This window comes from Cytobacillus sp. QJM3NY_8 (assembly GCF_056173585.1).
The window spans coordinates 1,242,320-1,269,247 of the sequence record NZ_CM149681.1 but is presented as its reverse complement, the minus strand read 5'-3'; the positions used below and the strand labels follow the sequence as shown (position 1 = coordinate 1,269,247).

29 protein-coding genes and 1 riboswitch are annotated in these 26,928 nt (G+C 40.0%); of the genes, 6 read left to right on the top strand and 23 right to left on the bottom strand.

The window, feature by feature from the left end; translation table 11 throughout:
* Nucleotides 1-10: 10 nt before the first annotated feature.
* Nucleotides 11-934 carry a cation diffusion facilitator family transporter gene (locus AC0VZ9_RS06745; RefSeq protein WP_009331491.1) on the bottom strand — a complete coding sequence of 308 codons (924 nt, stop codon included), beginning with the start codon at nucleotides 932-934 and terminating at the stop codon, nucleotides 11-13.
* Between the two features lie 201 nt (nucleotides 935-1,135).
* Nucleotides 1,136-2,431, bottom strand: coding sequence for an NCS2 family permease (locus tag AC0VZ9_RS06740; protein ID WP_009331492.1), 1,296 nt, complete (start codon nucleotides 2,429-2,431; stop codon nucleotides 1,136-1,138).
* Between the two features lie 89 nt (nucleotides 2,432-2,520).
* A riboswitch (purine riboswitch) is annotated at nucleotides 2,521-2,622 on the bottom strand.
* Between the two features lie 286 nt (nucleotides 2,623-2,908).
* On the opposite strand from AC0VZ9_RS06740, the gene AC0VZ9_RS06735 reads away from it, so the two are divergent.
* Nucleotides 2,909-3,223, top strand: coding sequence for a DUF948 domain-containing protein (locus tag AC0VZ9_RS06735; protein WP_217027406.1), 315 nt, complete (start codon nucleotides 2,909-2,911; stop codon nucleotides 3,221-3,223).
* 31 nt (nucleotides 3,224-3,254) lie between these two features.
* Here AC0VZ9_RS06735 and AC0VZ9_RS06730 read toward each other — a convergent pair whose 3' ends face one another.
* Nucleotides 3,255-4,157, bottom strand: coding sequence for a YihY/virulence factor BrkB family protein (locus AC0VZ9_RS06730; protein ID WP_192908313.1), 903 nt, complete (start codon nucleotides 4,155-4,157; stop codon nucleotides 3,255-3,257).
* A gap of 349 nt (nucleotides 4,158-4,506) precedes the next feature.
* Between AC0VZ9_RS06730 and AC0VZ9_RS06725 the strand changes: the two genes are divergently transcribed.
* The gene (locus tag AC0VZ9_RS06725; protein ID WP_009331495.1) at nucleotides 4,507-5,400 is read left to right on the top strand and encodes a YitT family protein; all 894 of its coding nucleotides are present in this window, start codon (nucleotides 4,507-4,509) and stop codon (nucleotides 5,398-5,400) included.
* A gap of 170 nt (nucleotides 5,401-5,570) precedes the next feature.
* Here AC0VZ9_RS06725 and AC0VZ9_RS06720 read toward each other — a convergent pair whose 3' ends face one another.
* The 11 genes from AC0VZ9_RS06720 to AC0VZ9_RS06670 all read right to left on the bottom strand — a co-directional run bounded on the left by AC0VZ9_RS06720 (nucleotide 5,571) and on the right by AC0VZ9_RS06670 (nucleotide 15,099).
* The gene (locus AC0VZ9_RS06720; protein WP_019381387.1) at nucleotides 5,571-6,347 is read right to left on the bottom strand and encodes a sulfite exporter TauE/SafE family protein; all 777 of its coding nucleotides are present in this window, start codon (nucleotides 6,345-6,347) and stop codon (nucleotides 5,571-5,573) included.
* A gap of 62 nt (nucleotides 6,348-6,409) precedes the next feature.
* A complete protein-coding gene (locus AC0VZ9_RS06715; RefSeq protein WP_475397157.1) occupies nucleotides 6,410-6,637 on the bottom strand; it encodes a sulfurtransferase TusA family protein in 228 nt (75 codons plus the stop codon).
* A gap of 58 nt (nucleotides 6,638-6,695) precedes the next feature.
* Nucleotides 6,696-7,817: an MBL fold metallo-hydrolase gene (locus tag AC0VZ9_RS06710; protein WP_475397156.1), complete on the bottom strand. Its 1,122-nt coding sequence runs from the start codon at nucleotides 7,815-7,817 to the stop codon at nucleotides 6,696-6,698.
* Between the two features lie 40 nt (nucleotides 7,818-7,857).
* On the bottom strand, nucleotides 7,858-8,436 hold the full coding sequence (locus AC0VZ9_RS06705; RefSeq protein WP_475397155.1) for a sulfurtransferase TusA family protein: 579 nt from the start codon (nucleotides 8,434-8,436) through the stop codon (nucleotides 7,858-7,860).
* Between the two features lie 30 nt (nucleotides 8,437-8,466).
* Nucleotides 8,467-8,943: a DsrE/DsrF/DrsH-like family protein gene (locus AC0VZ9_RS06700; RefSeq protein WP_009331500.1), complete on the bottom strand. Its 477-nt coding sequence runs from the start codon at nucleotides 8,941-8,943 to the stop codon at nucleotides 8,467-8,469.
* 716 nt (nucleotides 8,944-9,659) lie between these two features.
* A complete protein-coding gene (locus AC0VZ9_RS06695) occupies nucleotides 9,660-11,072 on the bottom strand; it encodes a SpoVR family protein (RefSeq protein ID WP_009331501.1) in 1,413 nt (470 codons plus the stop codon).
* A 128-nt stretch (nucleotides 11,073-11,200) separates the two neighbouring features.
* The gene (locus AC0VZ9_RS06690) at nucleotides 11,201-11,752 is read right to left on the bottom strand and encodes a PepSY domain-containing protein (protein WP_009331502.1); all 552 of its coding nucleotides are present in this window, start codon (nucleotides 11,750-11,752) and stop codon (nucleotides 11,201-11,203) included.
* A gap of 95 nt (nucleotides 11,753-11,847) precedes the next feature.
* Nucleotides 11,848-12,540, bottom strand: coding sequence for a PepSY domain-containing protein (locus AC0VZ9_RS06685; RefSeq protein WP_009331503.1), 693 nt, complete (start codon nucleotides 12,538-12,540; stop codon nucleotides 11,848-11,850).
* Between the two features lie 70 nt (nucleotides 12,541-12,610).
* The gene (locus AC0VZ9_RS06680; RefSeq protein WP_009331504.1) at nucleotides 12,611-13,963 is read right to left on the bottom strand and encodes a HAMP domain-containing sensor histidine kinase; all 1,353 of its coding nucleotides are present in this window, start codon (nucleotides 13,961-13,963) and stop codon (nucleotides 12,611-12,613) included.
* Nucleotides 13,960-14,655 carry a response regulator transcription factor gene (locus tag AC0VZ9_RS06675; protein WP_009331505.1) on the bottom strand — a complete coding sequence of 232 codons (696 nt, stop codon included), beginning with the start codon at nucleotides 14,653-14,655 and terminating at the stop codon, nucleotides 13,960-13,962. Before AC0VZ9_RS06675 ends, AC0VZ9_RS06680 begins: the two co-directional genes overlap by 4 nt.
* A 126-nt stretch (nucleotides 14,656-14,781) precedes the next feature.
* Nucleotides 14,782-15,099: a DUF3889 domain-containing protein gene (locus AC0VZ9_RS06670; protein ID WP_009331506.1), complete on the bottom strand. Its 318-nt coding sequence runs from the start codon at nucleotides 15,097-15,099 to the stop codon at nucleotides 14,782-14,784.
* 205 nt (nucleotides 15,100-15,304) lie between these two features.
* Between AC0VZ9_RS06670 and AC0VZ9_RS06665 the strand changes: the two genes are divergently transcribed.
* Entirely contained in the window at nucleotides 15,305-15,559 is a 255-nt protein-coding gene (locus AC0VZ9_RS06665; protein WP_009331507.1) for a YhdB family protein, read from the top strand.
* A gap of 59 nt (nucleotides 15,560-15,618) precedes the next feature.
* On the opposite strand, the gene AC0VZ9_RS06660 is transcribed toward AC0VZ9_RS06665, so the two are convergent.
* The 6 genes from AC0VZ9_RS06660 to AC0VZ9_RS06635 all read right to left on the bottom strand — a co-directional run bounded on the left by AC0VZ9_RS06660 (nucleotide 15,619) and on the right by AC0VZ9_RS06635 (nucleotide 22,394).
* On the bottom strand, nucleotides 15,619-16,155 hold the full coding sequence (locus AC0VZ9_RS06660; protein ID WP_019381385.1) for an NADPH-dependent FMN reductase: 537 nt from the start codon (nucleotides 16,153-16,155) through the stop codon (nucleotides 15,619-15,621).
* A 141-nt stretch (nucleotides 16,156-16,296) separates the two neighbouring features.
* The gene (locus tag AC0VZ9_RS06655) at nucleotides 16,297-16,944 is read right to left on the bottom strand and encodes a response regulator (protein WP_019381384.1); all 648 of its coding nucleotides are present in this window, start codon (nucleotides 16,942-16,944) and stop codon (nucleotides 16,297-16,299) included.
* On the bottom strand, nucleotides 16,945-18,075 hold the full coding sequence (locus AC0VZ9_RS06650; RefSeq protein WP_019381383.1) for a GAF domain-containing sensor histidine kinase: 1,131 nt from the start codon (nucleotides 18,073-18,075) through the stop codon (nucleotides 16,945-16,947).
* Between the two features lie 147 nt (nucleotides 18,076-18,222).
* Nucleotides 18,223-18,945, bottom strand: coding sequence for an SDR family oxidoreductase (locus AC0VZ9_RS06645; protein WP_009331511.1), 723 nt, complete (start codon nucleotides 18,943-18,945; stop codon nucleotides 18,223-18,225).
* Nucleotides 18,946-18,987: 42 nt separating this feature from the next.
* Nucleotides 18,988-20,733 carry a phospho-sugar mutase gene (locus AC0VZ9_RS06640; RefSeq protein WP_019381382.1) on the bottom strand — a complete coding sequence of 582 codons (1,746 nt, stop codon included), beginning with the start codon at nucleotides 20,731-20,733 and terminating at the stop codon, nucleotides 18,988-18,990.
* Nucleotides 20,734-20,891: 158 nt separating this feature from the next.
* On the bottom strand, nucleotides 20,892-22,394 hold the full coding sequence (locus tag AC0VZ9_RS06635; protein ID WP_009331513.1) for a bifunctional GNAT family N-acetyltransferase/carbon-nitrogen hydrolase family protein: 1,503 nt from the start codon (nucleotides 22,392-22,394) through the stop codon (nucleotides 20,892-20,894).
* A gap of 382 nt (nucleotides 22,395-22,776) precedes the next feature.
* On the opposite strand from AC0VZ9_RS06635, the gene AC0VZ9_RS06630 reads away from it, so the two are divergent.
* A complete protein-coding gene (locus AC0VZ9_RS06630; RefSeq protein WP_009331514.1) occupies nucleotides 22,777-23,217 on the top strand; it encodes a disulfide oxidoreductase in 441 nt (146 codons plus the stop codon).
* A complete protein-coding gene (locus AC0VZ9_RS06625) occupies nucleotides 23,217-23,687 on the top strand; it encodes a thioredoxin family protein (RefSeq protein WP_475397154.1) in 471 nt (156 codons plus the stop codon). Before AC0VZ9_RS06630 ends, AC0VZ9_RS06625 begins: the two co-directional genes overlap by 1 nt.
* Before the next feature lie 30 nt (nucleotides 23,688-23,717).
* On the opposite strand, the gene AC0VZ9_RS06620 is transcribed toward AC0VZ9_RS06625, so the two are convergent.
* Entirely contained in the window at nucleotides 23,718-24,116 is a 399-nt protein-coding gene (locus AC0VZ9_RS06620; protein WP_009331516.1) for a YhcU family protein, read from the bottom strand.
* Between the two features lie 344 nt (nucleotides 24,117-24,460).
* On the opposite strand from AC0VZ9_RS06620, the gene AC0VZ9_RS06615 reads away from it, so the two are divergent.
* Nucleotides 24,461-25,381 carry an RluA family pseudouridine synthase gene (locus AC0VZ9_RS06615; protein WP_071157663.1) on the top strand — a complete coding sequence of 307 codons (921 nt, stop codon included), beginning with the start codon at nucleotides 24,461-24,463 and terminating at the stop codon, nucleotides 25,379-25,381.
* Between the two features lie 115 nt (nucleotides 25,382-25,496).
* On the opposite strand, the gene AC0VZ9_RS06610 is transcribed toward AC0VZ9_RS06615, so the two are convergent.
* Together AC0VZ9_RS06610 and AC0VZ9_RS06605 are read right to left on the bottom strand one after the other, a co-directional pair.
* Entirely contained in the window at nucleotides 25,497-25,757 is a 261-nt protein-coding gene (locus AC0VZ9_RS06610) for a GlsB/YeaQ/YmgE family stress response membrane protein (protein WP_009331519.1), read from the bottom strand.
* A gap of 220 nt (nucleotides 25,758-25,977) precedes the next feature.
* Nucleotides 25,978-26,805, bottom strand: coding sequence for an aldo/keto reductase (locus tag AC0VZ9_RS06605; protein ID WP_009331521.1), 828 nt, complete (start codon nucleotides 26,803-26,805; stop codon nucleotides 25,978-25,980).
* Between the last annotated feature and the right edge of the window lie 123 nt (nucleotides 26,806-26,928).

The window sequence follows — 26,928 nt, the reverse complement described above, 5'->3', positions numbered from 1 at the left end:
TTGGACCCTATTAATTGCAGCTCTCATTATGGCCGGGGCAGCCTTTTCTTTCTCCTTCCACTTGAATTGTACTATGCTCAATGCCATATTCATCATGAAGTACCGATTGCGCCGCATGAAGTACTGCATCGTGACCGCCGTCATGTTCAATCACAAGATGGCAGCTAAGAGAAGGGAAGCCAGAAGTAATCGTCCAGATATGAAGATCATGAACATCTTTTACATGTGCAAGGCCAAGGAGTTTCCTTCTAATATCCTCAGGGTTCAGGTGAGAAGGTGTCCCTTCCATTAAAATATGAAAAGACTCTTTTACCACCCTCCATCCGCTTATAAGGATGAGAAGTGCTACCATTACACTGGCAATCGGGTCCGCAATACCCCAGCCGAAGAAATAAATTAGAAGCGCAGCTGTTATAGCTCCAACAGAACCAAGCAAGTCACCAAGAACATGCAGAAAAGCGCTCCGAACATTTAAGTTGTGGTCCTTATCCCCACTCATTAAAATAAATGCCGCTGCGATATTTACGAGCAGTCCGATTGATGAAATCACCAGCATCCCCATGCTTTGAACAGCCGGCGGCTCTAGAATGCGGTGGTAGGCTTCATAGAAAATATAGAGAGAAATCAGCAGCAGTGTAATTCCATTAATTGAAGCAGCAATAATTTCAAATCGTTTATAGCCAAATGTTTTTGAATTTGTCGCCTTTTTTTCCCCTATTTTGATTGCCAGAAAACTTAAGCCAAGCGCAGCTGCATCACTCAGCATGTGTCCGGCATCCGATAGCAGCGCAAGGCTGTTAGTCCATATTCCTCCAATTACTTCTACAATCATAAATGAAGCAATCAAAATAAATGCCCACATTAAAGCCTTTTTATTGCCTGTGTGATGGTGATCATGTGAATGCCCATGTCCATGACCATGACTGTGTCCCATTCGTTCCACCCCTTTATATGAATATATGCTCATATATATTATGTATGACATTGGCTTATTGTTCAATGATTTTTTGTTGTTTCCTTTTTATTTAGACTAAAAGAGTGGCGTCAAACATTTTATAAAATAGAAAAGCCATTTCTTCAAAGCAATTATAGGATTCACAAAAAGGCTGCCTGAGTATACAGGCAGCCCTCTTCCTTATGCAAGATAAACAAAATACCCCATAAATGCAATACATAGTCCATACATTATTGGATGAATTTCTTTTGGCCTTTTCAATGCCAGCATTGTGATTGGGTATAAGATGAAGCCGAGTGCAATCCCAGTTGCTACACTGAAAGTCAGCGGCATCATTAAGATGGTTACAAATGCCGGAATAGCTATTTCCAGTTTTCCCCAATCGATATGTTTCACTTCCATAGCCATCAGTGCTCCAACAATGATAAGTGCCGGAGACGTAACTTCGGCCGTAATGACACCGAGTAATGGAGAAAAGAATAATGCAATAGCGAAGCATGCAGAGATGATAACAGAAGTAAAGCCTGTCCTTCCTCCGGCCGCAATCCCTGAACTGGACTCAATCATGGAGGCAGTTGTAGAAGTTCCAAGCACAGAACCGACTACAGTAGCACTCGAATCTGCCAGAAGCGCTTTTCCCGCATTAGGGATTTCATTATTCTTCATCAATCCCGCCTGACTTGCAATGGCGATTAAGGCTCCAGCCGTATCAAAAAAGGCAACAAATAAGAAAGTGAATATGACTGCCAGCATTTCCGGGGTAAAGATTTGATCAATATTCTGAAAAACTTCACCAAATGTCGGTTCAAGGCTCGGAATGGCCCCCACAATTTTTTCCGGTTTATCAATAAGGCCAATTAACATTCCAGCAACAGCTGAAATGACCATACCATAAAAAATGGCACCTTTAACTCCCCTTACCATTAACACGATTGTTAGGATAAAACAGAAAACTGCCAGCAGCGTGACTGGGGATTTAAAATCGCCAATTGCAACAAATGTCGCCTCATTTCCTACAATCAAACCGGCATTTTTCAATCCGATAAAAGCAATAAAAAAGCCAATCCCGCCTGCTATTGCATGCTTTAAATCCTTGGGTATAACGTTAATAATTTTTTCCCGTATTTTTAATAAGCTTAAAATCACAAATAAAATCCCTGAAACAAATACACCAGTTAAAGCCGTTTGCCATGGAATGCCCATCCCGATGCAGACAGAAAAAGTGAAGAAAGAATTGAGTCCCATGCTTGGTGCAATCCCAATTGGATAATTGGACAGCAAGCCAATTAATAAAGAGCCAATAATTGCCGACAGCGCCGTAGCCGTAAAGACAGCTCCTTTATCCATTCCAGCCTGGCTAAGTATAATTGGATTTACAATTAATATATATGCCATTGATAAAAATGTCGTTAAACCTGCGATTGTTTCCTGTTTGTATGATGTTTCTCTTTCACGAAACCGGAAAAAAGATGACATGTCATTCCCTCCTTATTTAGTAACCAATAAAAAAAGCTCCGCAATATGCGAAGCTGCCATAAGAAACAGAAGAAAATAGCATGCCGATTCGAACAAGCTATATCCCCTGTAGTCAAGCTATTTACGGCAGCCCGGTAGAAACGCTCAGACCCTATCTCTGAACATATACAGGTAAAATCTATTGCCGCAGCACATCAATGATCAATGTCCTGCCCAATAAAATTATATATTAATATAATGAAAACAATTCTAGCAAACTCAAATATGATGGTCAATTCTTTAATTTATTCTGAGTATTCCCCTTTATCTTAAAGTTGATTACAGGGGTTTATGTTAATTTTTTTTTGTAATGGGTAAACAATAAGGAAAACATAGGCGCCTTGGTTACCCCGACACCTCGAGGGGAGAGGCGGCGGGACTAGCAGTAATTGCAGTTCGAAAATTTTCTAAAAAACCAGCATGAGGAGGCAGGTCACAATGTTCATTGTATATGCAAGCTTGATTCTTATTGCAGCGTCCCTGATCTTTCTGGGCATCTATGCTTTTAAAGCATACAAGGATGCCAAACCGGCAATTAAGAAACTGACAGCTATAAGTACTGTTATGCAGCTAAAAGCAGATCAATTAAAAAATGGGGTTGACGAACTGACAGCAACCCAGAAAGAAATTCAAAGAGATATCAATTATAAGAAACAGACCTTTAATAATACGATATCCGCTGTAAAAGAAACACCGAAGAAAATAAAGAAATGGTGGAACATCAAAATACCTTTTATCCACCAAATTAAATAAAACGAGGGCTGAGCCCTCGTTTTATTTTGTCCTATTTTATTGAAAGTGTACGATATGCTTCTGCATCTGTTTGCACCTTGGAATTTTCTTTGTCATCTTTCTTTCCTCGGCCCGGCTTGAGTGTATTATTTCTGTGATAGAGGGCACTGATTTCCCCGCCAATAACAAGAGCAAGTCCGGTTAAAAAGAACCATAGCATCAATACAATGACTCCGCCAAGGCTTCCGTATGTGGCGGAATAATTCCCAAAATTGCTTACATAAAATGACAAGCCAAATGATATAAGCTGCCACATAACCGTTGCGGCTATGGCGCCTGGCAAGACCTGTTTGAAAGGAAAATGTTTATTTGGTGCCACCTTATAAAGAATAGCCAGAACTGTAACCATGATTACAAAAGCAATGGCCCATCTCAATATATTGATCAGTATCTGCATCCCATCAGGTATATTAATAAAATTCTCAACAAAGTTCATGATGACTTTCCCGAAAACGGGAAGAACCATAGCAATGATGAATGCTGCGAGCAAACCAAGAGTCAAACCTATGGATATTAGTCTTGATTTTATAAATGACCTCGTTTCCTCCACATCAAAGGCGTCATTCATGGCTCTTATGAATGCCTGCATTCCATTAGAAGCGGACCATAAAGTACCTATGATACCGAACGTCAGCAGACCGCCGTTCGGCTTCGTAATGATATCCACTACATTATCTTCAATAACATTAAATGAATCTGACGGCATTACACTCTGCAAGTATGATAATGCTTTTTGAGGATCCAGTGAAAGATATGGAACAATAGAGATAAGCAGAATTAACAAAGGAAAAATGGAGAGCATATAATAATATGCTTGTTCGGCTGCAAGCCCGGTTGCCCGATCTTTCTTAAATTCCTTTCCGAGCTTCTTGCCAAATTGAATAACCTTATGCATTTTACTACTCCTCCCTTAATCAGCTTATAGCTTGTATGTGTTTATTTCCCCTAAGACCTTTGAGCTAATCGTATTTTAATAAAATATTCATTCCATTTTGATAGATAAATAAAAAAGATACCTTTCCACGGAACGGAAATTATCCTAATAAGGGCTCACAACTTATCATTATGAACTCGATACCCCTCATTTAATATAAGAAATGTTATAATTAGATATAGTTTTTATCAAACTTATCGAATAATTAATTTGAGCTAAATTGGCACAAGCTATCATATTATGTTATTAGCTCATTAAAGATGCTCGTTCAGTTTGACAGATTTTTCATCAATTTAAATGGGGGTCATTTATGAACGTTTCACTTGAGACTGCTGTTGGAGCAAATGTACATAAAGGGTTGACTAAAGGCAAGCTTGCAAAAAGAATTTTCTTCATCATACTTGGAGCCATACTTATGGGGGTCGGAATCGAAGAATTCCTAGTGCCCAATAAAATTCTGGATGGCGGAATAGTAGGAATCTCCATTATCCTCTCCCACATGTCCGGCTGGAAACTCGGCTGGTTTATTTTCATCTTAAATATCCCATTTTTTTACATAGGATACAAACAAATAGGGAAAACCTTTGCTTTGTCTACATTGCTGGGCATTGCGGTATTATCAGCCACTACCCTCCTCTTGCATGATGTTCCCGTATTTACAGAGGACTTGCTGTTAGCTACAGTATTTGGCGGTATTGTTCTTGGCTTCGGGGTCGGAATGGTGATCAGATATGGGGGATCTTTAGATGGAACAGAGATTCTGGCCATTCTGGTAAATAAAAAACTACCGTTCTCTGTCGGGGAAATTATTATGTTTTTCAATGTCTTCATTTTTGCTACTGCAGGCTTTGTTTTCGGCTGGGACCGTGCCATGTATTCAATCCTTGCCTATTTCATTGCTTTCAAGACTATTGATGTTGTCATCAGCGGGCTGGATGAATCCAAATCCGCCTGGATTATCAGCGAACAGCACAAGATAATCGGCGAAGCGATTCTTGCCCGGCTTGGACGAGGCGTTACCTACTTAAATGGGGAAGGTGCATACACTGGGGATGACAAAAAAGTAATTTTTTGTGTCATAACCAGACTTGAAGAAGCAAAGTTAAAATCAATTGTCGAAGAAATAGATCCGAGTGCTTTTTTAGCAGTAGCTGATATTGCTGAAGTCAGAGGCGGCAGATTTAAAAAGAAAGCCATTCACTAAGAATGGTTGTAATGGTCTTATGAAAACCTCTCTTAAGTAATATCCTTTGTTGCTAAACCGCCTGGATGCGGCAGTAAAATCAAATAACAAATAAATATGTTAGCAATACGATAAATATCAAAGAGGTTAAAATTAAAAGGGAACAGCACCCGCTGCCCCCTCCCTCTTAATTATAAAATATCCATCCAAATTTTGATTGATGTTGCCAGAATTAAAACAGACAATATGACTTGGAGGATTTTTGTATTCACTCTCTTTCCTGCAGCTGCTCCTAATGGTGAAGCAATTAAGCTGGCAATGATCATTATGGCAGCAGGAATATAGTCCACCTGTCCGGTTGCCAATTTGCCAGCTGTAGATCCAATCGATGAAATAAATGTAATGGCCAGTGATGTCGCAATCGTCATCCTTGTAGGGATCTTCAATACAACCAGCATAATAGGAACAAGTAAAAATGCACCTGCTGCACCTACGATTCCAGCTCCGATGCCGACGATCAAAGCAAAGAAGGCTGCAAGCCATTTATTGAACTTTACTTGATCCAAGGGTATATCATCCAAGCCCTTTTTCGGCACGAACATCATGACTGCCGCTATTAAAGCCAATACCCCATATACAAGATTGATGCCGCCTTCAGTCATAAACCTTGAACCGTAGCTTCCGATTAAACTTCCGATTAGTATTGCTGAACCCATATAAATAATAAGTGTTTTATTCAGGTATCCGCCTTTTCTGTAAGCCCAGACACCCCCGATTGTTGCAAAAAACACCTGTACTGCACTGATTCCGGTTACTTCGTGAGCAGAAAAAGCAGCTAATCCAAATAATGGCGGAATGTATAAGAGCATAGGATATTTAATGATTGAGCCTCCAATTCCTACCATGCCGGAAATGTAAGACCCGATAAAACCAATTAAAAATATAACGAATAAAAAGGTCAAATCCATGTGGCTATCTCCTCCTTTTAGCGATAAAAGGGAGCAGCCCCCCCCCTTTACCTTTCAATAGATTAGCCTTTTCTTATCCAGAACTTTAAAGTTCCGCTGTCATCCTCATGTTTTAATAGCTCATGTCCTGTTGACTCTGTCCAGGCAGCCAAGTCTTTAACTGCACCTTTGTCGGTTGTATGAACTTCAAGCACCTGGCCTGATTCGATTTCCCCTAATGCTTTCTTTGTTTTTACGATTGGCATTGGACAAGCTAAGCCTTTTGCATCCAGCACTTTTGCTGCGTTCATGTTTCCATTCCTCCATTGTTTAAAATTATCTAATTTAACGTTATATGAAATCAGATGATTATCTTACAGCACAGCGGTTAGGACCAATTTCCATCTCTCTCTGTTTTTCTTCATCCGGGTTGATTTTCCCCATATTTGTTTCACGGATTTCCTGATAAGCATTTGGCTGAGGAGGAAGGTTCTCAGAAACTAATTTTCTGAACTCTCCTTCGTCATCAATTTTTAATCCATGATTCTCAGCAAATAATGTGCCAAGTTTCTCAGAAACACTGCCATCTTCATTTAACTCATCAATGATCATGAAGTGTGCAGGCATAACAGCTAATTCACTTGATAGCTCCTTATATCGGTTATAAAGTGTTTCCCTTAAATCGCCAGCCCAGTCACCGGCTTTTCCTGCAAGGTCAGGTCGGCCAATTGAATCGATGAATAGAATATCGCCTGATAGAAGGTATTGATCATCTACCACAAATGATGTGGATCCAATTGTATGGCCTGGTGAATAAACAGCTTGAATGCTGATCTTAGTAGAACCAATCATTACTTTACTTTCATCTTCAAGGCTTTTGTAATCAAATGTTACTTCTTCAGCATCCTTGGGAGGAAGCCAGTATGAAGCACCTGTTTTTTCAGCAATTTTTCTTCCGCCTGAGATATGGTCAGCATGCAGATGTGTATCAAAGACATGCTTGATCTCTGCATTCTTTTCAGCAGCAAAATCAGTAAATACGTCTGTCATTCTTGTTGCATCGACAATCGCTGCTTCCCCATTAGAAATAACCATATATGATAGACATCCTTTACCAATGCGGACAAATTGGTACATTTCACCCCCGTCCTTCAAGTCTCCTACCTTAACAGGCTCAAGGTGTTCGCTCCATGCTTTCATTCCGCCTTTCAGGTAAGAAGCCTCTCGTCCAGCTTCTTCAAGCATTTCTGCAATCATGACAGAAGATCCTTCTTTTGCACAAACGATTAAAAGTTCTTTATCAGGTGGAATTTTATCCAGAATTGACTCTACTCCATCAAGAAGATCGAAGTAGGGAACATTCAAGTATTCAAAGTTTGTTCCTTCAATCTTCCAATCATTAAAGTCACTTTCATTGCGCACATCCAGTATAAATAGCTCTTCATTTTCAATAACTTTTTTTGTTACTTCTTTAGCTGCCATTGCTTTCATCGTTTTATACCCCCTACTGTATACTTTCTATTAAAATTTTTTAGTTCACTTTAGTTTCTGTCGGTCCATTCCAACCAGACATACCCGGCACTACATTAATTATGCGGGTGAAGCCTTTTTCGCTTAATGCCTGTGAAGCCATACCACTTCGGCTGCCTGTACGGCATACTACATAAATCTTTTTATCTTTATTCAGCTCTCCCATTCGTTCTTCAAGTTCACCAAAAGGGATAGAAACAGCGTTTGGAATATGTTCAAATGCATATTCAGCCGGTTCCCTTACATCAAGAACGGCAATCTCTGAATTTGAGTCAAGTTCTTTTTGAAGATCTTCGTTAGAGGCAATAGTCTCAAAATTTGCTGCTTCTCGCTCTTCATTTTCACTTGCTTTGCGGATATAGTGCATAAGCACATCACCTTCTTCAATTGTTCCAAGATATTGATGTCCTGAACTTTTTGACCAGGCCTGAATGTCTGCCTTTGAACCTTTATCCGTTGCAAGCACCCCAAGTACTTCACCGGGATTTATATTATTTATTGCTTTTTTTGTTCTTACAATTGGCATTGGACAAGCAAGGCCTTTTGCATCTACCGTAAAGTTTGCTTTTAATGTTTTCATTTAGAAATCCCCCTATTATAAAAATTTGGTTTAGATGAATAAGTTTACATTTCCATCTTCTGCATCAGCCAAGTAGGCTGCTACACCAGCATATTCAACGCCATCAATAATTTCATCTGGTTTAAAGCCCAGAAGATCAACTGTCATCTGACAGGCTACCAGCTTTATATCCTGCTCTTTTGCCATTTCAATCAAATCCTTTACTGGCATCGTGTTGTGCTTTTTCATAATATCTTTAATCATTTTAGGACCCATGCCAGCCATATTCATTTTTGAAAGACCCATTTTTTCAGGACCTCTAGGCATCATTTTTCCAAACATTTTTTCCATAAATGATTTTTTCACTTGAATAGACTCATCTTTCCTTAGAGCATTCAGTCCCCAAAAAGTGTGAAAGATTGTTACCTCATGGTCATAAGCAGCTGCTCCGTTGGCAATGATATAAGCTGCCATCACCTTGTCATAATCTCCGCTAAATAGAACAATTGTTGTTTTCTTCTTATCCATTCTTCTCCCCCTCTTACCCCAATGGGTATTTATATAATCAAAAAAATATAGTTTTTTATTGTGTAAAGAAAATCAGCAGCATCATAATCTCCTCTGCATTATTCATTCAATTACAGTTCATATAATATACCCTATATGGTATTATGTCAATAACTTGATCCAATCTTATTGTCAAAAAAAAACACCCAAACGGGTGTTTTTAATCACTGTCTTAACAGCAATCACTTTCGTTGCCTAATAAGACTAGTCTTTCATTTTCCTGATCATGGTCCAGAATCATACTTTCTGTATGCTGCTTGATCTCCGGGTCAAATGCAACTTGAATTTCATTGATTGTCTCGATTATATCGTCTGCTTCCGGCTCATCCAGAGCCAGTCCAATTTGTGGGCCTCCTCAGCCAAAGCCTGCGAAATAAACTCTAATGCCACCCGTATCTTTCTCTTGAAACACTTGCTTCAATAGGTCACGAGCTGAATCTGTAATTTTCAAGATTACCATCCTTTCTTTAGTTTATAAATGGATTCAAGCTATATCAGTAACTGGTAAGTCATTAAATAACCTATTCCAATACCCCCGCCTGTACACGTTAATATTACTGCAATACTCCTTAGGAAGAAAGTATTTAGTTTATATCCTGTCCATTTTTTAATAAACCTCTTTTTATTGCTCAACCTGAAAAAGACGAACCACTTCAGATGTGGTTCGTCCTCCATTGTTATAAGTATTTTCTATGAATGCTCTTCCCGTCGTAAGTGAAAAGCATATTTTTTCCTTCAACCATGGTTTCCATATGAACTCCTCTTCCCCAAAGCTGGTATACGTATGGGAGTACTTTTTCAAGATATTTAAGATCAAGCTCCACTCCTTCAAACCAATGCTTGAGGTAAAGCTCTCCATTCTTCATATAATCGCCGTCATTAACCGTCAAATACGGGAATCCTCCATTTACACGCATGCTGACAAGCTGATCCCGAACATGCTCCCACTGTTTATCAACAATTTTATAATCCTTTCCCTGCTTTTGAAAAAGGTACATATCTTCTCTCATGACAAGGTCTTTTGTTAAATAATTTCTCAAAAAAGAAATATCGGATTCGATTTCACGCACCTCAAACATTTTTTCCCTGCCTGAACCTGGAACTGCACCGCGCCTCTTCATTTCCTCCGTCGGGTTGTTATACCTCTCTTCAATATCTTCAAAAATTTTCAGGCCCAGATAATATGGATTGATTCCGGTTCTGGACGGCTGAACCACTCCGGCATTCAATTTGGCAAATTCAAGCGCTTCTGCAGATGTCAAATCCATTTCCCTTAAAATACGCTGATGCCAATAGGAAGCCCATCCCTCATTCATGATTTTTGTTTCGAGCTGCGGCCAAAAATAGAGCATTTCTTCCCGCATCATAGTTAAAATATCCCGCTGCCAGTCGGTTAGCTCCCTGCTGTAGCTTTCAATAAATAATAGTAAATCCTTTTCGGGTTTTGGAGGGAATTTCTTTTTCTTCTTCTTTGGCTCATGCTTTTTGTTCCTTTCATCCAAACCCCATAAATCATCATAAGGGCTAGGCGCTGCCGTATCACCGCTGCTTTCATATTCATCTTCCGTACTCCAGGCGAGCTTAGGTCTCATAAGAGACGGATCAATATGTTCTTCAATTGCCAGCACTGCATCCAGGAAAGTTTCCACTTCCTTCTTCCCAAACTCAATTTCATATTGCCTGATTCTTTCGGCGGTGGCAGCCATGCTCTCTACCATGTCCCTCTTTGTGTTTTGAAAACGGACATTATTTTTAAAGAAATCGCAGTGTGCTAAAACATGCGCCACAATTAATTTGTTTTGAATAAGGGCATTGGAATCGAGCAGAAACGCGTAGCAAGGATCCGAATTGATTACAAGCTCATAAATTTTTGATAATCCTAAATCATAATGCAGCTTCATTTTATGAAACTGTTTTCCAAAGCTCCAATGCGAAAACCTGGTCGGCATGCCATAAGCGCCGAATGTATAAATGATTTCTGCAGGACAAATTTCATACCTCATTGGGTAATAGTCCAGGCCAAACCCATTTGCAATTTCAGTAATTTCCTGAATGGCATATTCCAATGACTTATTTTCTTCTTCTCGCATTGCCACTCCCCCTTTTAGTCCTTACCATAATCTATGAACCAACAAGAGGATTGATGAGTAGTCTCTTCATAAGCTTGTAACAAATTACATCAAAAAGCGGAGCATTTCGCCCCGCTTTTCATTTGGATTTACTCATCAAATTCGGCTTTTAATACTTTTCCTGTTTCAGCATCAATATCAACATCTGCTTCGCCTTTATTTGTTTGCAGTTCAACTTCATATAGGATTTGTCCATCGTCTTCATCTATTTCAATTTCTTTCATCGTTCCATTAACTTCTTTTTCAGCTATTTCAATAGCCTTTTGTTCGGAGATTACATTTTCCCGATTTACCTCTTTTTCAGACTGATCATCGTCATCATCGTCGTTTCGCTCTTTATTAATTGAAATGACTTCACCATCTAAGGCGTGAACTTTAATATCGAAATCTTCTTTCCCGTTCTCAATATCAATTTCATAATACTGTTTGCCATTTGCTCTTTCCAATTCAATGCTCTCTACTCTTCCCTCTGCTTCAGAAAGAGCAATCTTTTTCGCTTCTTCAACAGTAATCATATCCTGTGCAGCTTCTTTTTTACTCCCAGTGCTTCCTTTTCCATTCGTATCTGCTGCACCTGCTGCAACAGCACCTCCCAGCAATAAGGCTCCTGTCAAAGAAATAACTGCAAATTTTTTGTTCATTTTATTTTTCCTCCTTTTTCTTTTCTACATGTTCAATATAACCGGTGAAAATGAGAGAAAAAGGATAAGAAAATTAAAATTTGATGAGAAAGGGATTAATCATCCCAGGTAACCGACAACACTTCTCCTGTAATAGCATGGATCTCGACAGCTGCCTCCCTGCCATCATCCTTTTCTATCTCAACAAGATAAGAAGGTCCCTTGTCTGTTTCTCCAAAGCTGATATCATCCACTTCCCCAGGTTCATTTTTTAGAGCAATTTGGACAGCTTCCTCTTCGGTTAGATTTTTTACAGGGACCTTTGTTTCCTCAGCAGCACGGGATAAAACTTCTCCATTCAGAGCATCAACAGTAATCTTAATCTTCTCTTCATCTTTCTGAACGATTGCCTCGAAGGCTGATTTTTCTTTATGAGTCACTTTTTTAATGGAGAGTAATTCACCAGATTCTTCTGCCTGAATAATTTCCTTTATTTTTTCTTCATTAAGCTGCTTCTGTTCACCATTAGAAATTTGATCTTTTTTTTCAAAAGAAAGAATTTCTCCTCCGTTTTCACTCAGCTTTATTTGATAGAACCCTTTGCCTCTTTTCATTTCAATCAAATAAGTGCTGTTCACTTTTTTCAAATTCAGAATTTCACCCTGATACCGGTCTTTTATTATCTCCATGGCTTCACTTTCAGTAATTGATTCTGAAGCCGAGACATTTGTGAATTGTATTACAGCAAATACAAGGAGCGCAGCCAGCAAAAGCCCCGAAGCTGAAATTATTATAAGTTTATGCTTCATTTCCTTACACCTCTCCACTTGGCTTATTTCTCTATTATCTGATAATAACATGAGAAAATGATGAGAATGGTTAAGTTATTTTAATTCTTATGGATGCTGCAGTTCCCAATCCTTCAGTACTTTCGAGCCTGATCTCAACCCCAAGAGCATCGGCGATTTCTTTGGCAAGGGACAGTCCCAGTCCCGATCCTCCTGTTTTTCTGTTTCTTGCCTCATCTACCCGGTAAAAACGGTCAAACACTCTTGGCAGATCCTTCTGGGGAATACCCATGCCGCGATCTTCAATCCGGATATAAACCTTACTTTTCTCTGTCCCGATAGTAACCCTTATGATATCATCACTGTATTTCCTGGCATTATCCAGAAAAATAAACAGAAGCTGCTTTAATTTATTTTCATCCGTTTGAATAAAGGTATTTCCAGCCAAACTGGATTCCAACTGTATAGTCCTTTTAAAAGCATCTCCATAAGTCCGGATGACCTGGGTTAAAAAACGGTTAAGATCTATCATCTTCAAATCGAGCATCCACTGATCATCATGCCGTGCAAGCAAAAGAAGCTGTTCTGTCATTTCCTTCATTCTTAATGCCTCTGAATGAATGGCTTCTATTGATTCATTAAATAATTCAGGTTCTTTCAATCCCCTTCTCTTAAGCAGGCTTGAATAACTCTCAATAACAGTTAATGGGGTTTTTAATTCATGGGAAGCATTTGATATAAAAAGTTTTTGCTTTTCATAATTGGATTCAAGAAGATCTATCATATGGTTGAAGGTTTCACCCATTTGATGCAGCTCATCCTGGGATTTCCCCTCCAGTTCAAGACGCTTGAATTGGCCGCTTTTTCTAATTTCTTTCATGGTGGCTGTCATTGTCGCAACTGGCCTTGTAATAAACTTACTGAGGATAGCGCTGGAAATTAGAACTGGAATCATTGCCAGGACTGTCACAATCCCCAGAACGAAGCGTAGAGTCCTTAATATATTTTCTGCACTTTCCATGCTTCTGGCCAGCTGAAAGCTCCCTATTTCACCATCTGGAAGGATCACAGGTGCAGACGCAAACATATAGACCTTCTTATCAATCTCCATTGTTTTTATCAATTCACTGCTGATATACTCTGCAGGTATTTTACTGAGCGCCTTTTCATCGGAGGATGCGGAGGTTACTGCCTTTTTATCTGGCTGAACCAGTCTCACCATTCCGCTTGACGGAACAAAAGCTCTAAGCAAATCATCTTCTGGAACATTCCCGATTGATCTTTGCGCAATCTTTGTAATATTAGCCATTTCATTTGAAATGGATGCCTGCTCATTTTCATATATTAATTTGCTGAAAACAGCATACACAGCGATATTCATGATAAGCAGAAGTACTGCAAAGAGAACAGTTGTATACAAATATATTTTCTTCCGAAGATTCATTTCGTCTCCTTTAATACATACCCTACTCCGCGAATTGTGTGAATAAGAGCTGGCCTCTCAGGCATGTCTATTTTCTTGCGCAAATACCTGATATAAACATCAACTACATTTGTGTCCCCCAAAAAGTCATATCCCCAAACGGCCTCCAAAATCTGTTCCCTGTTCAGGACCTGTCTTTTATTTGTCATTAAATAAACAAGCAAATCAAATTCTCTTGGGGTGAGTTCTATGGCCTTATCTCCCCGGCTGACTTCTCTTGTTTTTTCATTGAGCTTTAAATCTGACACTTCCAGACAGTCATGAACTGCAGGTTCCTCTGTACCTGCTGACTTTATTCTTAGTGCAGCCCGTATCCTGGCAAGCAGCTCTTCAATCTGGAAAGGTTTTGTTATGTAATCATTGGCACCCAAGTCTAAACCCGATACTTTATCTTCCACTGAGCTTTTAGCCGTCAGGAGCAAAATGGGGGTTTGTTTATCCTTGCTGCGAATTCTTCGCAGAATTTCTATCCCGCTAAACCCAGGAAGCATAATATCCAGAATAATTAAGTCCCATCTTCCAGTCCGGTATAACTCCATTGCCTGATAGCCATCCATTGCCTTTGTCACTTGATAGCCCTCGAATTCAAGTTCAATTTCCAGAAGCCTCGCAATTTTAGCTTCATCTTCCGCAACAAGAATTGATTCCTTCAAAAAACTCACTCCCTATATTTGACGGTTTTATTCATAACCCAAGAGTATCAGAAAAATATTTTTTTATCATTATTTTAAATAAGGAGTTTGTTTGCCAAATACAATGAAAAAAGCTCCCGAAGGAGCTTACTGCGTTTTTCTCTCTACAGATAGGCTTACCGCTTTGTTATCCTTAAGGTTATGTGTGACCCTAACCAGCACGGTTACAGGCTTCCCATCTTCCTTTACAGTAAAAGTGAAGGTGTCTGTTACATCTGTTTCAGTAACTTTTTGCCTTCCTCCATACTGATAATCCACCACTTCTTCTCCAGGATAGTCTTCTTTCACAACTGCGATGGCAATTCTCCCATACTTTTCATAATCCGGTTTTTGGACAGCTCCTGCCAGTGAGCCTCCCCCAGCTAATAAACAAACCAGCATAAACATCGATAAATACTTTTTCATATATCCTCCAAAGCATGTGTCGTTAATTATATTTTTGTCCCAGTCATCAATTTTATGTATGGTATTTGTCTTATAAATGGATGTGGCCAATATACAGGTAAATGATGAAAACCCTTGTAAATCAACAAGTCCAAGATTTACTTCGAAATAAAATTCTGCATCATCATAAACTATAATCAACTCCTGAAAGAGGAGGAGAGGACAAATGAATAAAGTGGATTATGACCGGGCGCTATATTATACGCACCGGTCAGAATGGGATAACCTGCTGATCCTGATGGTCAGAACAGATGATCAATTTCTTTCGAAGAAGATCGAACATTTTCTTCATGCCTACAACTTCGAAAAAGACTATTCTGTCATTGAGAAACATTTATATTCACTGCTGAGATATATTGACCATGCCAATGAATTATCGGAAAAACAGCTGCCAAACACTGTATTTTATGAACTAACTTAAAAAAAGAATTCCACCAATAATAAAACACGGATTTTTTGGTCCGTGTTTTTTTTAATTAATTATTTTAATTCCTGCTTAATCTGGCCATATGCCTTCATATATACCTGAAGTTCTTTCATTAACCCCTCAACAAGTTGGGCAGGTTCCTCATAAAGGCCATCATTTTCATAATCAAAACAATGCGGATCCAGGACCAGCTGCTTAGGAATGACATTGGCATATACGCCTCTGCCGGCAATTCTTAAATTATTCAGGGCATTGATGCCGCCTTTTCCGCCTCCTGCCACAACAAGCAAGCCGACTGGCTTATGGGCAAATTGCTCACTTCCGAGAAAATCCAGCGCATTCTTTAGAGCTCCGCTCATGGCACTGTGGTACTCAGGGGAAGCTAGAACGACCCCATCAGAGTCTGCAATCTGCTGGCGCAGCTTTCTAACGGCAGGCAGCTGATATTGATCTTCTGTACCATTATATAAAGGAATTTCTCCAAGACTTAAATCGATCAGTTCAGCGTTATATTTCCTTGCAATATAACGAGACGCTATTCCCGTTCTTCCTTTCAATCGCGGGCTTCCATTAATAATTGTAAGCTTCATCATAAACTCTCCTTTTAGTTCCTATACTACTTAGTATATAGAAGTTTGCATTTTTAAACATCGTCAGTATGGCTGAGTTTTACAAAGCTTATCTTAGGACTAATTCAGTGAATACCTCCTGCAACTTTAGGATGATTTTTCTTAATTTGACTCTGCAATACCATGACGAACTGCATAAAGTGCTGCCTGTGTTCTGTCCGCAAGTTCCAATTTGGACAATAAGTTGGAAACATGGGTCTTGACTGTCTTTTCTGTTATATAAAGGGATGAAGCAATTTCTTTATTGCTCTTCCCTTTTGCAATCTCCCGCAGAACCTCCAGTTCTCTTTTTGTCAGTTCTTCCAGCGGCTGTCTTTCTGTACTGTTTTTATTCGTTAAATGTGTGAGCAGATGGGAGGTGGCTTTTGGATGCAGCTGGTTCTCCCCTTTCATCAGCTGGATAATTGCCTGGACAAGAATATCCGGCTCAATATCCTTCAGCTGATATCCTGAGGCCCCTGCCTCAATTGCCGGAATCACATGATCCTGATCTGAAAAGCTTGTAAGTATCATGATTTTCACTTCAGGGCAGCTCGCTTTAATTTGCCTGGTGGCTTCAATACCATTCATAACAGGCATATCCAAGTCCATTAATACAACATCAGGCTGATTCGTTTGCATCATCTCTACAGCTTCACGGCCGTTCTTTGCTTCTCCGATGATTTCTATTTCCGGCTGTGTTTTCAGAAAAAATACAAGACCCCTTCTTACAACATGATGATCGTCCGCTATTAAAACCTTGATCGCCATCTATTTCCCTCCCTTTTCCAAAGGAATGATAATTTCAATATTCGTTCCTTTGTTTGGCTCTGTTTTTAATTTAAATAAACCATTCAGTGCTTCCGTCCTTTTCTTCATGCTTTTGAGGCCGAGGGAAGGGATATCGTTTTCTCTATAATGAAACCCTCTGCCGCAATCGGAAATCACCATTGAAACTGTTTTTCCATCCACTGTCAGTGCTAAGTCTGCCGTTGATCCACCAGAGTGTTTTTTGCAATTTGCCAGTGCTTCCTGGCCAATTCGCCAAAGTGTCTCTTCAACTTTTCCAGGCAGACAGATCACACCTTTTACTTTTGAATTCAGCTTCAGGCCAAGCATTTGGCTGTATGACTGCATAGCACATACAATCCCATTTTCCAGCCCTCGGGGTTTCAGCTGCCAGATCAGTGCCCTCATCTCGCTTAAAGCTTCCTGTGCGAGATCCTGCATGTAGGAAAAGGTCTCTTTAATTTCAGGGTTATCAGTCATTTCAGCCCCTCCTCTCGCCGTTAAGCTTAAGGAGAACAATAGCTGGTTGACTGAATCATGCAGGTCCCTTGCCAGCCTGTTTCTTTCCGCAGCAAGAGCCGTCTCCTGTTCCAGCTGTGTCAGCTTGATTCGTTTTATAGCCGTTCCGATCTGAAAAGCCACAGATTCAAGCAAAGCCAATTCTTCTTGTGAAAAATGAGTTTTATCAGGTGAGCCGATATTAAGGATCCCAAATTTTTCTTTCCCTGCTCTCAGCGGGACGGAGGCATGATGGGTAAGCCCATTGGTATCCATTCTTTGCTCAGCAATGGCATCTTCTATTCTTTTGCATTCAATAATGTTCGAAGCTTTGTTTAATCTGCCGTCATTATAGCGGTCAATACACCAGCAGTCTCCATTGCACATTGGTTTGCAGTTATCCGCGGCAAGGGCAGGGGGCAGTTTTTCTTCTGCTGCCAGGCGGAACGCCCCTTGGCTATCAATTAAAAATACCCATCCCGTTTCAAGGCCGGTAATATGAAGCAATTTTTGCAGAACCTCTTTAAGAAGGGAATCAATTTCCGTTCCTTCATTCAATATTTCTGCTATTTCTTTTAATATTTTGATTTCAGATTGCCTTTTTTCCCCTAACACCCTTATCCCCCTTGGAACTGTCATATTATGTACTCTCATTATATAACTTTTTTTCCCTTTCTTCCTTGGCATTTGGGAGGAAGCGGACTCCGACCAAAGTTGTATACAGAAAAAACACCGAAGAGCAGGCCTCTTCGGTGAAATCGATTATGCAATTGGATAGTTTTGAACAAATGGATGAAGAACGATTTCGTCTATCATCATGTGCTTCGGCGCAGATGCCATGTAAACAACAGCATTGGCGATATCTTCAACCTTCAGCCAATCTCTTTTCTCTTCAAGCCCCTGCTTAGACTCTGCAAAAAACGTATCTACCATGCCGGGATTAATGGTTCCGACGCGGATGCCGTATTCTCTGACTTCCTGAGCTAAAGACCCTGAAAAGCCCTGCACTGCATATTTCGTAGCTGTATAAGCTGATCCATTGGGGATGGTGTATCTGGCTACGTCAGAAGAAATCGTAATGATTGTGCCGGATTTGCGCTCTTTCATGTGCGGCAGTACTGCCTTGCTTCCGAGGAAAACTCCCTGCACATTTACTTCAAAGACCTTTTTCCACTCGTCCAGTGTTGTTTCATCAACCTGCTTAAAAAATCCCACCCCTGCATTATTCACCAGAAGATCAAGCTGTTTGTACTTCTGAAGAGTTTTTTCAACCGCATCTTTTACTTCGGATTCATCCGAAATATCCGCCTGAATGGGCAGTACATCTGCAAATCCCATTTTTTTGAGATCTTCAGCAGATTGATGAATTTCCTCTGACCTTCCAATCAGGGTAAGCTTCATGCCCTGCTGGGCCAGTTTAACAGCAATTTCCTTGCCGATCCCTCTTGATGCACCTGTTACAATTGCCGCTTGTCCCTTTAACATCGAATCTTCCTTTCTGGCTAATCACCTTCTGGATGTTTAACGCTATTGTATTACCGAACTGCCCATTCTTTCTTCAACGATTTGCATAAATTCACTTTGGACAGATTCCAGTTTTTCCTTGCTGCTGGCCAATGTAGAGGCGCTGATTCCAAAATAGAATTTAATCTTCGGTTCTGTGCCTGATGGCCTTAGGCAGATCCAAGTCCCATCTTCGAAGAAATACTTAATAACATTGGACTTCGGCAGGTCGATTACTTTCTCCATTCCATCTGCTTCCGTTCTGATTCCTGTTAAGTAATCTTCAATAGCCTGGACCTTCATTCCTTTAAGATCTTTTATCGGATTGGCACGGAAGGATGCCAGGGTCTGCTGGATTTTTTCTGCTCCTTCAATTCCTTTTAGAGTCATTGATTTTAACCCTTCAAGAAAATAGCCATATTCGTCAAATAAGCTAAGCAATGCATCATAAAGGGACATGTCCTTCTTTTTATAAAAAGCAGCCATTTCCGCAGCAAGCAAAGATGCCTGGATAGCATCTTTATCCCTTGCAAAGTCGCCGATAAGATAGCCATAGCTTTCCTCATACCCAAACAGGAAACTGTATTCACCCGTCTCCTCATATTCCTTGATTTTTTCTGCAATAAACTTAAATCCTGTCAAAACATCGATGGTTTCTACACCAAATGATGAGGCAACCCTGCGTCCAAATTCAGATGTCACGATCGTTTTTAGCATAATGCCATTGTCAGGCAGTGTATTCTTCTCTTTCTTCTGAGAAAGTATGTAGTGAAGCAGCAGCGCACCTGTCTGATTTCCTGTCAAAAGGACATACTCGCCATCTTTGTTCTTTGCAGCAATGCCAAGTCGATCGGCATCTGGGTCTGTGGCAATTAGTATATCTGCATTAGTTTCTCTTCCATCTCTCATGGCCAGCTCAAATGCAATCTTTTCTTCTGGATTAGGACTCTTTACTGTTGAAAACTCTGGATCCGGCAGCTCCTGTTCCTTTACTACATGCACATGTTCATAGCCCAAAGCAGCCAAAGCCTCTCTAACCGGCTTATTCGCTGTACCGTGCAGAGGTGTAAAAACTACATGAACATCCGTTTCATTTGCGGCATCAGGGTTTTCGGAAATGGTAAGGAGCTGCTTCTGATAGGCCTGATCAACTGTAGCCCCAATCATTGTGATAAGGCCTTTCTCCTTTAAACTATCCTCGTCCATCACTTCAATAAGCAGTTCGTTTTCTATTTCATTTACTTTGCCGATTACAATGTCAGCTTCAGCAGGAGTCAGCTGGGCACCGTCCGATCCATACACTTTATAGCCATTGTATTCCGGAGGATTATGGCTCGCCGTCACGACTATTCCTGCATAAGCATGCAGGTATCGGACTGCGAATGAAAGTTCAGGTGTTGGGCGCAGTTCGTCAAATACATAAGTCTGAATGCCTCTGCTTGCAAGGGTTTTAGCTGCTTCCATTGCAAATTCCGGGGACATGTGGCGTGAATCATATGCTATTGCCACCCCTCTGTTCTTTGCTTCCAATCCTTTTTCTTCTATGTATGCGGCAAGTCCCGCAGATGCCTTGCGGACTGTATATATATTCATGCGGTTTGTTCCCGGTCCTATTTCCCCGCGCATGCCGCCCGTTCCAAATTCCAGTCCCTTATAAAACGCTTCTTCAAGGAGCTTTTCATTTCCCTGCAGACGTTTCAGCTGTTCAAGTAATTCACTGTCCAAATTCTCATGGTTTATCCATCGTTCTGCCGCTGTCTTCCATTCCATTGTATGACCTCCTAAAAAAAGCTTCACCATATCTTTTTCGAGTTCCAGACGGATATTCCTCTTTAAAACATCCGAGTTATTTTGACAAAATCCACCCTAAGATCAGGTATAAAAAGCATTGAGCGCCAGGTGAAAGGCGCTCAATCTGCAACTATATATTACTTCTTATATTTAATGCTGTAAATATCATGCCTGCGGTCTTTTAGCTGGCGCACCGTGCCATCCTGTCTTTGACGGCGGAGAATTTCCAGATCAACATCACCAATCAGGACCATTTCAATATTTGGATTGGTCTCTCCCACAATGCCATCCCTTGCAAACTCAAAATCAGATGGTGCAAATATGGCAGACTGTGCATACTGAATATCCATATTCTCTGTTTGCGGAAGATTGCCGACCGTCCCTGAAATAACCGTGTATATCTGATTTTCAACAGCGCGTGCCTGAGCACAATAGCGCACTCGCAAATATCCTTGGCGATCCTCAGTACAGAAGGGTGTAAATATAATTTTTGCACCTTTATCAGTCGCAATTCTCGCCAGCTCAGGAAATTCGATGTCATAGCAAATTTGGATGGCTATTTTTCCGCAATCCGTATCAAATACTTTAACTTCATCTCCGCGGCTGATCCCCCACCATTTGCGCTCATTTGGCGTAATGTGGAGCTTATACTGCTTTTCAATCGTCCCATCGCGGCGGAAAAGATAAGCGATATTATAAATCTCATCATCATCTTCTTTAACAAAATGAGAGCCGCCAATTATATTAATATTATATCTGACTGCCAAATCCGTGAATAACTCGATATATTGCTCAGTGTATTCCGTAAGCTTTCTGACCGCCAGGCTTGGTGACCGTTCGTCCAGAAAGGACATTAGCTGAGTGGTAAATAACTCGGGAAATACCGCAAAGTCAGAACCGGAATCAGAAGCAACATCTGTAAAATATTCCACCTGATGGGCAAATTCATCGAAGGATTTAATCTGCCGCATTAAATATTGCACCACGCATATACGGACCGGATAACTTGTTTTGTAAAAGCGCTTAGTCATTGGTCTGTAATCAACATTATTCCATTCCATCAGCGTTGCATATTTATTTGACTGCACATCATCCGGCAAATAGTTCGGGTTAATCCTCATCAGGGTAAAGCCATTCAGTAGCTGAAAGGATAAAACCGGGTCATAGATTTTATGAAGTGAGACCTCATTTACATACTCACGGGGGTTCATTTCTTTCGCGTATTTATGATAATTCGGAATACGCCCCCCTATGATGATACTTTTTAAATTTAAAGATCTGACAAGCTCTTTTCTCTCCTCATACAGGCGGTGGCCAATTTTCATTCTGCGGTAATCCGGATGAACCATTACTTCTATTCCATAAAGGTTATAGCCTTCCGGATTATGGTTTGTTATGTATCCTTTGTCTGTTACATCATCCCAGGAATGACGGTCATCATACTCATCAAAATTGATAATAAGGCTTGAGCACGAACCAATGATTTCCCCATCATATTCTGCAACAAACTGGCCTTCAGGGAAAATATCCAGATGGCTTTCAAGCTGATCCTTCTTCCAGGGTATCATGCCTGGGAAACAGAGCTCCTGCAGGGCAATGATATGATCTATATCTGAATGCCGTGTATTTCTGATAATCATTTTTTTCTCAAACTTCTTTAAATCAAGCTTTGTCAATGGTGGTGCACTCCTTTTGGAAATAATAATTATCATGGGAGCTGATAAGAAAGTTCAGCCTCTCCAGTGACATACGACTCTTTTCCCTTTTTTACTGCATTCATAACACCCTATGAGTTTTCTTAGCCAATTTCCCTCTTATTCTTATCTTGCGTCTTTTCCTTTATATATATTTCTATAAATGTGTTGTATATCTTTTATTAATTTCCGTAATTCCCCCTATTCCTTTCTAATATCAATTAATATTACAAATGCCCTATTTCTGATGGTCCTTTGAACATGTTAATTTACAAGGGATGTCCAATAGCTTTATAATTTTAGAGTACATATTAATAAGGAGATTATTATGGAGAAAACACAAACAGACCGGCGGGAGAATTTGCTGTTTATTGCCTGGGCAGCATCGATTCTGGCCATGTTCGGCAGCCTTTATTTTTCGGAAATCAGGCAATACGAACCTTGCGAGCTTTGCTGGTATCAAAGGATTGTCATGTACCCATTTGCTGTCATATTAGGCTTGGCTGTTATTAAGAAAGATTATCGCATCAGCCTTTATACAATGGTGTTATCTGCAGTTGGAGCAGGGATTTCCATATACCACTATTCCATTCAGAAAATTTCATTTATGGCAGACCATGCAGCAGCATGCGGGAGAGTTCCCTGTACAGGGCAATATATTAATTGGCTTGGATTCATTACGATTCCGTTTTTAGCATTGACAGCTTTTATAATTATTTTTATTTGCAGTTATCTTGTCTGGAAGAAAACCAAGGAGGTAGCAGAATAATGAAAAAGGTCATTATTTTTCTTGCCATTATCATTGCGTTATTCGCAGCTGTTGGAATCTTAACTAAGATGCAAAATGAAGAAAAAGTTTCTGGGAATAATCCATATGAAAAGGATTCACTTCATCCTGAAACAGTCAAACAGCTTGAAGACCCAAATTATCAAAATCTGATTCTTCCTGAAGAATTGGACAAAAAGTTAAATGAAAATGAAGATGTAACTGTGTATTTTTATAGCCCGACATGCCCTCATTGCCAGAGGACAACTCCTATTGTGTCTCCGCTTACAGAAGATATGGGCATTAATCTGGTTCAATTCAACCTGCTTGAATTTGAAGACGGCTGGGACAATTACGGAATTAAGGAGACTCCAACAATTGTTCAATTCAAAGACGGCAAAGAGGTTAACAGAATTACTGGCTACCAGGAAAAAGAAGTCTTTGAACAATGGTTTAATGAGAATTCGAAATAACCAAAAACGCCTGCGGCTGCAGGCGTTTTTCTATACGAGCATTTCATTTGCGGCTTTGGCGTAGACACTGAACAAATTATTCCGCGGCATCCTTTCTCCGCAAAAATGACTGTAGGCAAATGGAAATGACAAACCGAATTCTTGAAGTATTTGAACATTTTTGGCGAAAATCATCTCATATTTGTCATTCATCTGACGGGATTCCAGAATAGCCATTAGCGTCTGCAGTCCTGCTATAACCTGATAAGCCTCCTTTAATGTTCCGAAGTATTCAAAGTGCCGTGTAGAAGTATGTAAAATCTTCTGCTGTTCAAATTCTCTAATGTCATCATCTGTGAAATAAAGAGGAAACACATTTGAATAGAATTTTCTAATTAACTCTTGAATTTTTTGTTCCTGATCAGGAGTTGATGCAAATACAACTTTCACTGATAACCCACCTTTGTAATCCTTGTAATCAGTTCGTAATATATACATAAGAATATCATATTCTGAAAGCCCTTTAGGGTGGTAATTATACCCATGGAGAAGGGATTTGTTTACATTTATTCCTCCTGCGGAAATAGATGGCACAGTCGTAATGCTTTATAATTAGTTCTAAAGTTCTATATTAACTCCATTTTAAGTAAAATAAAAGGTGGTTTTAAATATTACAATAATAATCTGTGGACACCTATTCCTTTTATCCGCTGATTATAAAGGCTAATATAGTTATTGTAATTAATTTATATGTAGAAAAGTCACGATTATTCAACCAGGATAAGGAGCAATTTATGGTAAAAATACAAAGGTTTGGCGAATGGTGTGAAATAGAGGTGCCTGTTCACTGGGAAGGATATACCGTCGAATACATAGTCCGGACATTATGGGGAGCACCAAAAAAACAGACACACAATATGAGGATGAACAAGCAGGTTGTAACCAATGATGCCCCAGCCAATTGGACAAACCCGCTGCAGGCAGGGGATAAATTAAAATTCCATTTCTTCAGGGAGGAAGATTTGGGACTTATACCCTCTTATTATGACATCGAAGTACTCTTTGAAGATGATCATTTACTTGTTTTGAATAAGCCTGCAGGCATGGACACACATCCTAATTCTCCAGAACAAAATAATACCTTAGCAAACGCTGCAGCCTTTCATATGCAGATGCAGGGCGAATACAGAAGCATAAAACATATACATCGCCTGGACCGAGATACGACCGGTGCCATTTTGTTTGCGAAGCACGCATTGGCAGGAGCAATCCTGGATAAAAAACTGGAAGAAAGAACAATTAAACGTACATATTTAGCATTAGTTCATGGAAGGATTTCTAAGATCAGAGGAACCATCAGCGAGCCAATTGGGCGGGACAGACATCATCCAGCCAGAAGAAGAGTATCTCCCGGCGGCCAGCCTGCTGTCACGAACTATGAACTAATTGAATACTTTCCTAATCTGAAGCTTTCACTTATTAAATGCCGTCTGGATACTGGCAGAACACATCAGATCCGTGTTCACCTCAGCCATATCGGACATCCGCTTGCAGGGGATATTTTATATGGCGGAAAACCTGCTTTTCCACGTCAGGCACTGCACGCCGTAAAACTTGAGATTCCACACCCGTTCTTAGAAGAAACCATAGTCTGTCATGCGCCTTTCTTAGATAATCCTGAGATATTTAAGGGAATTGATCCGTATTGCTTTTAAGAACGATTCATAGCTGCCCTCTAGAGAGGCAGCTTTTTATGTCGCTATAATAAAGAGCAGAGGCTTTCAGCGCAAAAAAAGAAGCCCCATATGGGACTTCTTTCAAATGATTCTATTAGTCATGAGATTTACGCATAGCCTTCATGATGAAGCCTACGATGAATACAAGCACGATAGCACCAATTAAAGCAGGAATAATAGCAAAGTCAGCTACTACAGGACCCCAATCACCAAGAATCAATGAACCTAACCATGCACCAACGAAACCAGCAATGATGTTACCAATAATTCCTCCTGGAATATCTCTTCCCAAAATCATACCTGCTAACCAACCAATGATACCACCTATAATTAATGCCCATAAAAAGCTTAACATTGAAAATCACTCCTCTTTTTGATTTGAATTAGTTTCTGTTCAGATTAAGAATTTCATTCAGCAGCTGCGCAGCTTTTGGTGATCTTATGTGCTTGTATAATTAAATTACCCAGGATTCTCTATCTAAAACCAAAAATTAAAAAACTATTCTTCTGGAAAAATTTTATAATTACCAAAAAAATAAAAAAACATCCCTAAGGATGCTTTTTGAATAGCTTAATTAAAAATCAAAATTGTCCGGGTCAGCCCCAAATCGCTGATCTTTATTTAATGTATTCATTTGTCTCATTTCTTCTTGAGTTAATTCAAAATCAAAAATATTTGCATTTTCCCTTAATCTTTCTTCTTTAACTGACTTGGGGATTACAATAATACTGTTTTGGAAATGCCATCTTAATATAACTTGGGCTGATGATTTGCCGTGACCCGCGGCAATTTCTTTTATGGCAGGGTCCTCCAGCACTCTGCCCCTTGCAATTGGAGACCAGGCTTCCACTTTTATATTGTGCTCATCACAAAATGCCCTCAATTCTTCCTGGGATAGAAGAGGGTGAAGCTCAACCTGATTTACTGCAGGCTTTTCAGCTGAGTTTTCCATTATGTCCTTTATATGATGAATTTGAAAATTGCTCACGCCGATGGCCCTTACCTTTCCATCCCTATACAGCTTTTCAAGCGCTCGCCAGGTTTCCAGGTATTTCTCCTTAACTGGCCAATGGATTAGATATAAATCGATATACTCTAAACCCAGCTTCTTTAAACTTTTATCAAAGGCATCTAATGTTTGCTCATATCCCTGGTCCGTATTCCACACCTTTGTCGTTATGAAAAGCTCTTCCCTGGGAACACCGCTTTCTTTTATTGCCCTTCCAACACCCTCTTCATTTTCATAAAAGGCAGCAGTATCAATTAGCCTGTAGCCTATGTTGATTGCATTTTTCACTGTGTCTTCAACCTGCTGGCCCTCTTCTACTTTATATACTCCCAGCCCGAATTGGGGCATTTCAACTCCATTATGTAAGGTTAAAGTGCTGCTGATATCCTTCATATAATGAAATCATCTCCTTCATGTTTTTTACTTCATTTTATCATTTGCATGAAAAGGAGACCTACTATTTACACTTCCAAAACAAAAGCGATTGCCCTAGGGAGGCAATCGCCCATCTATATA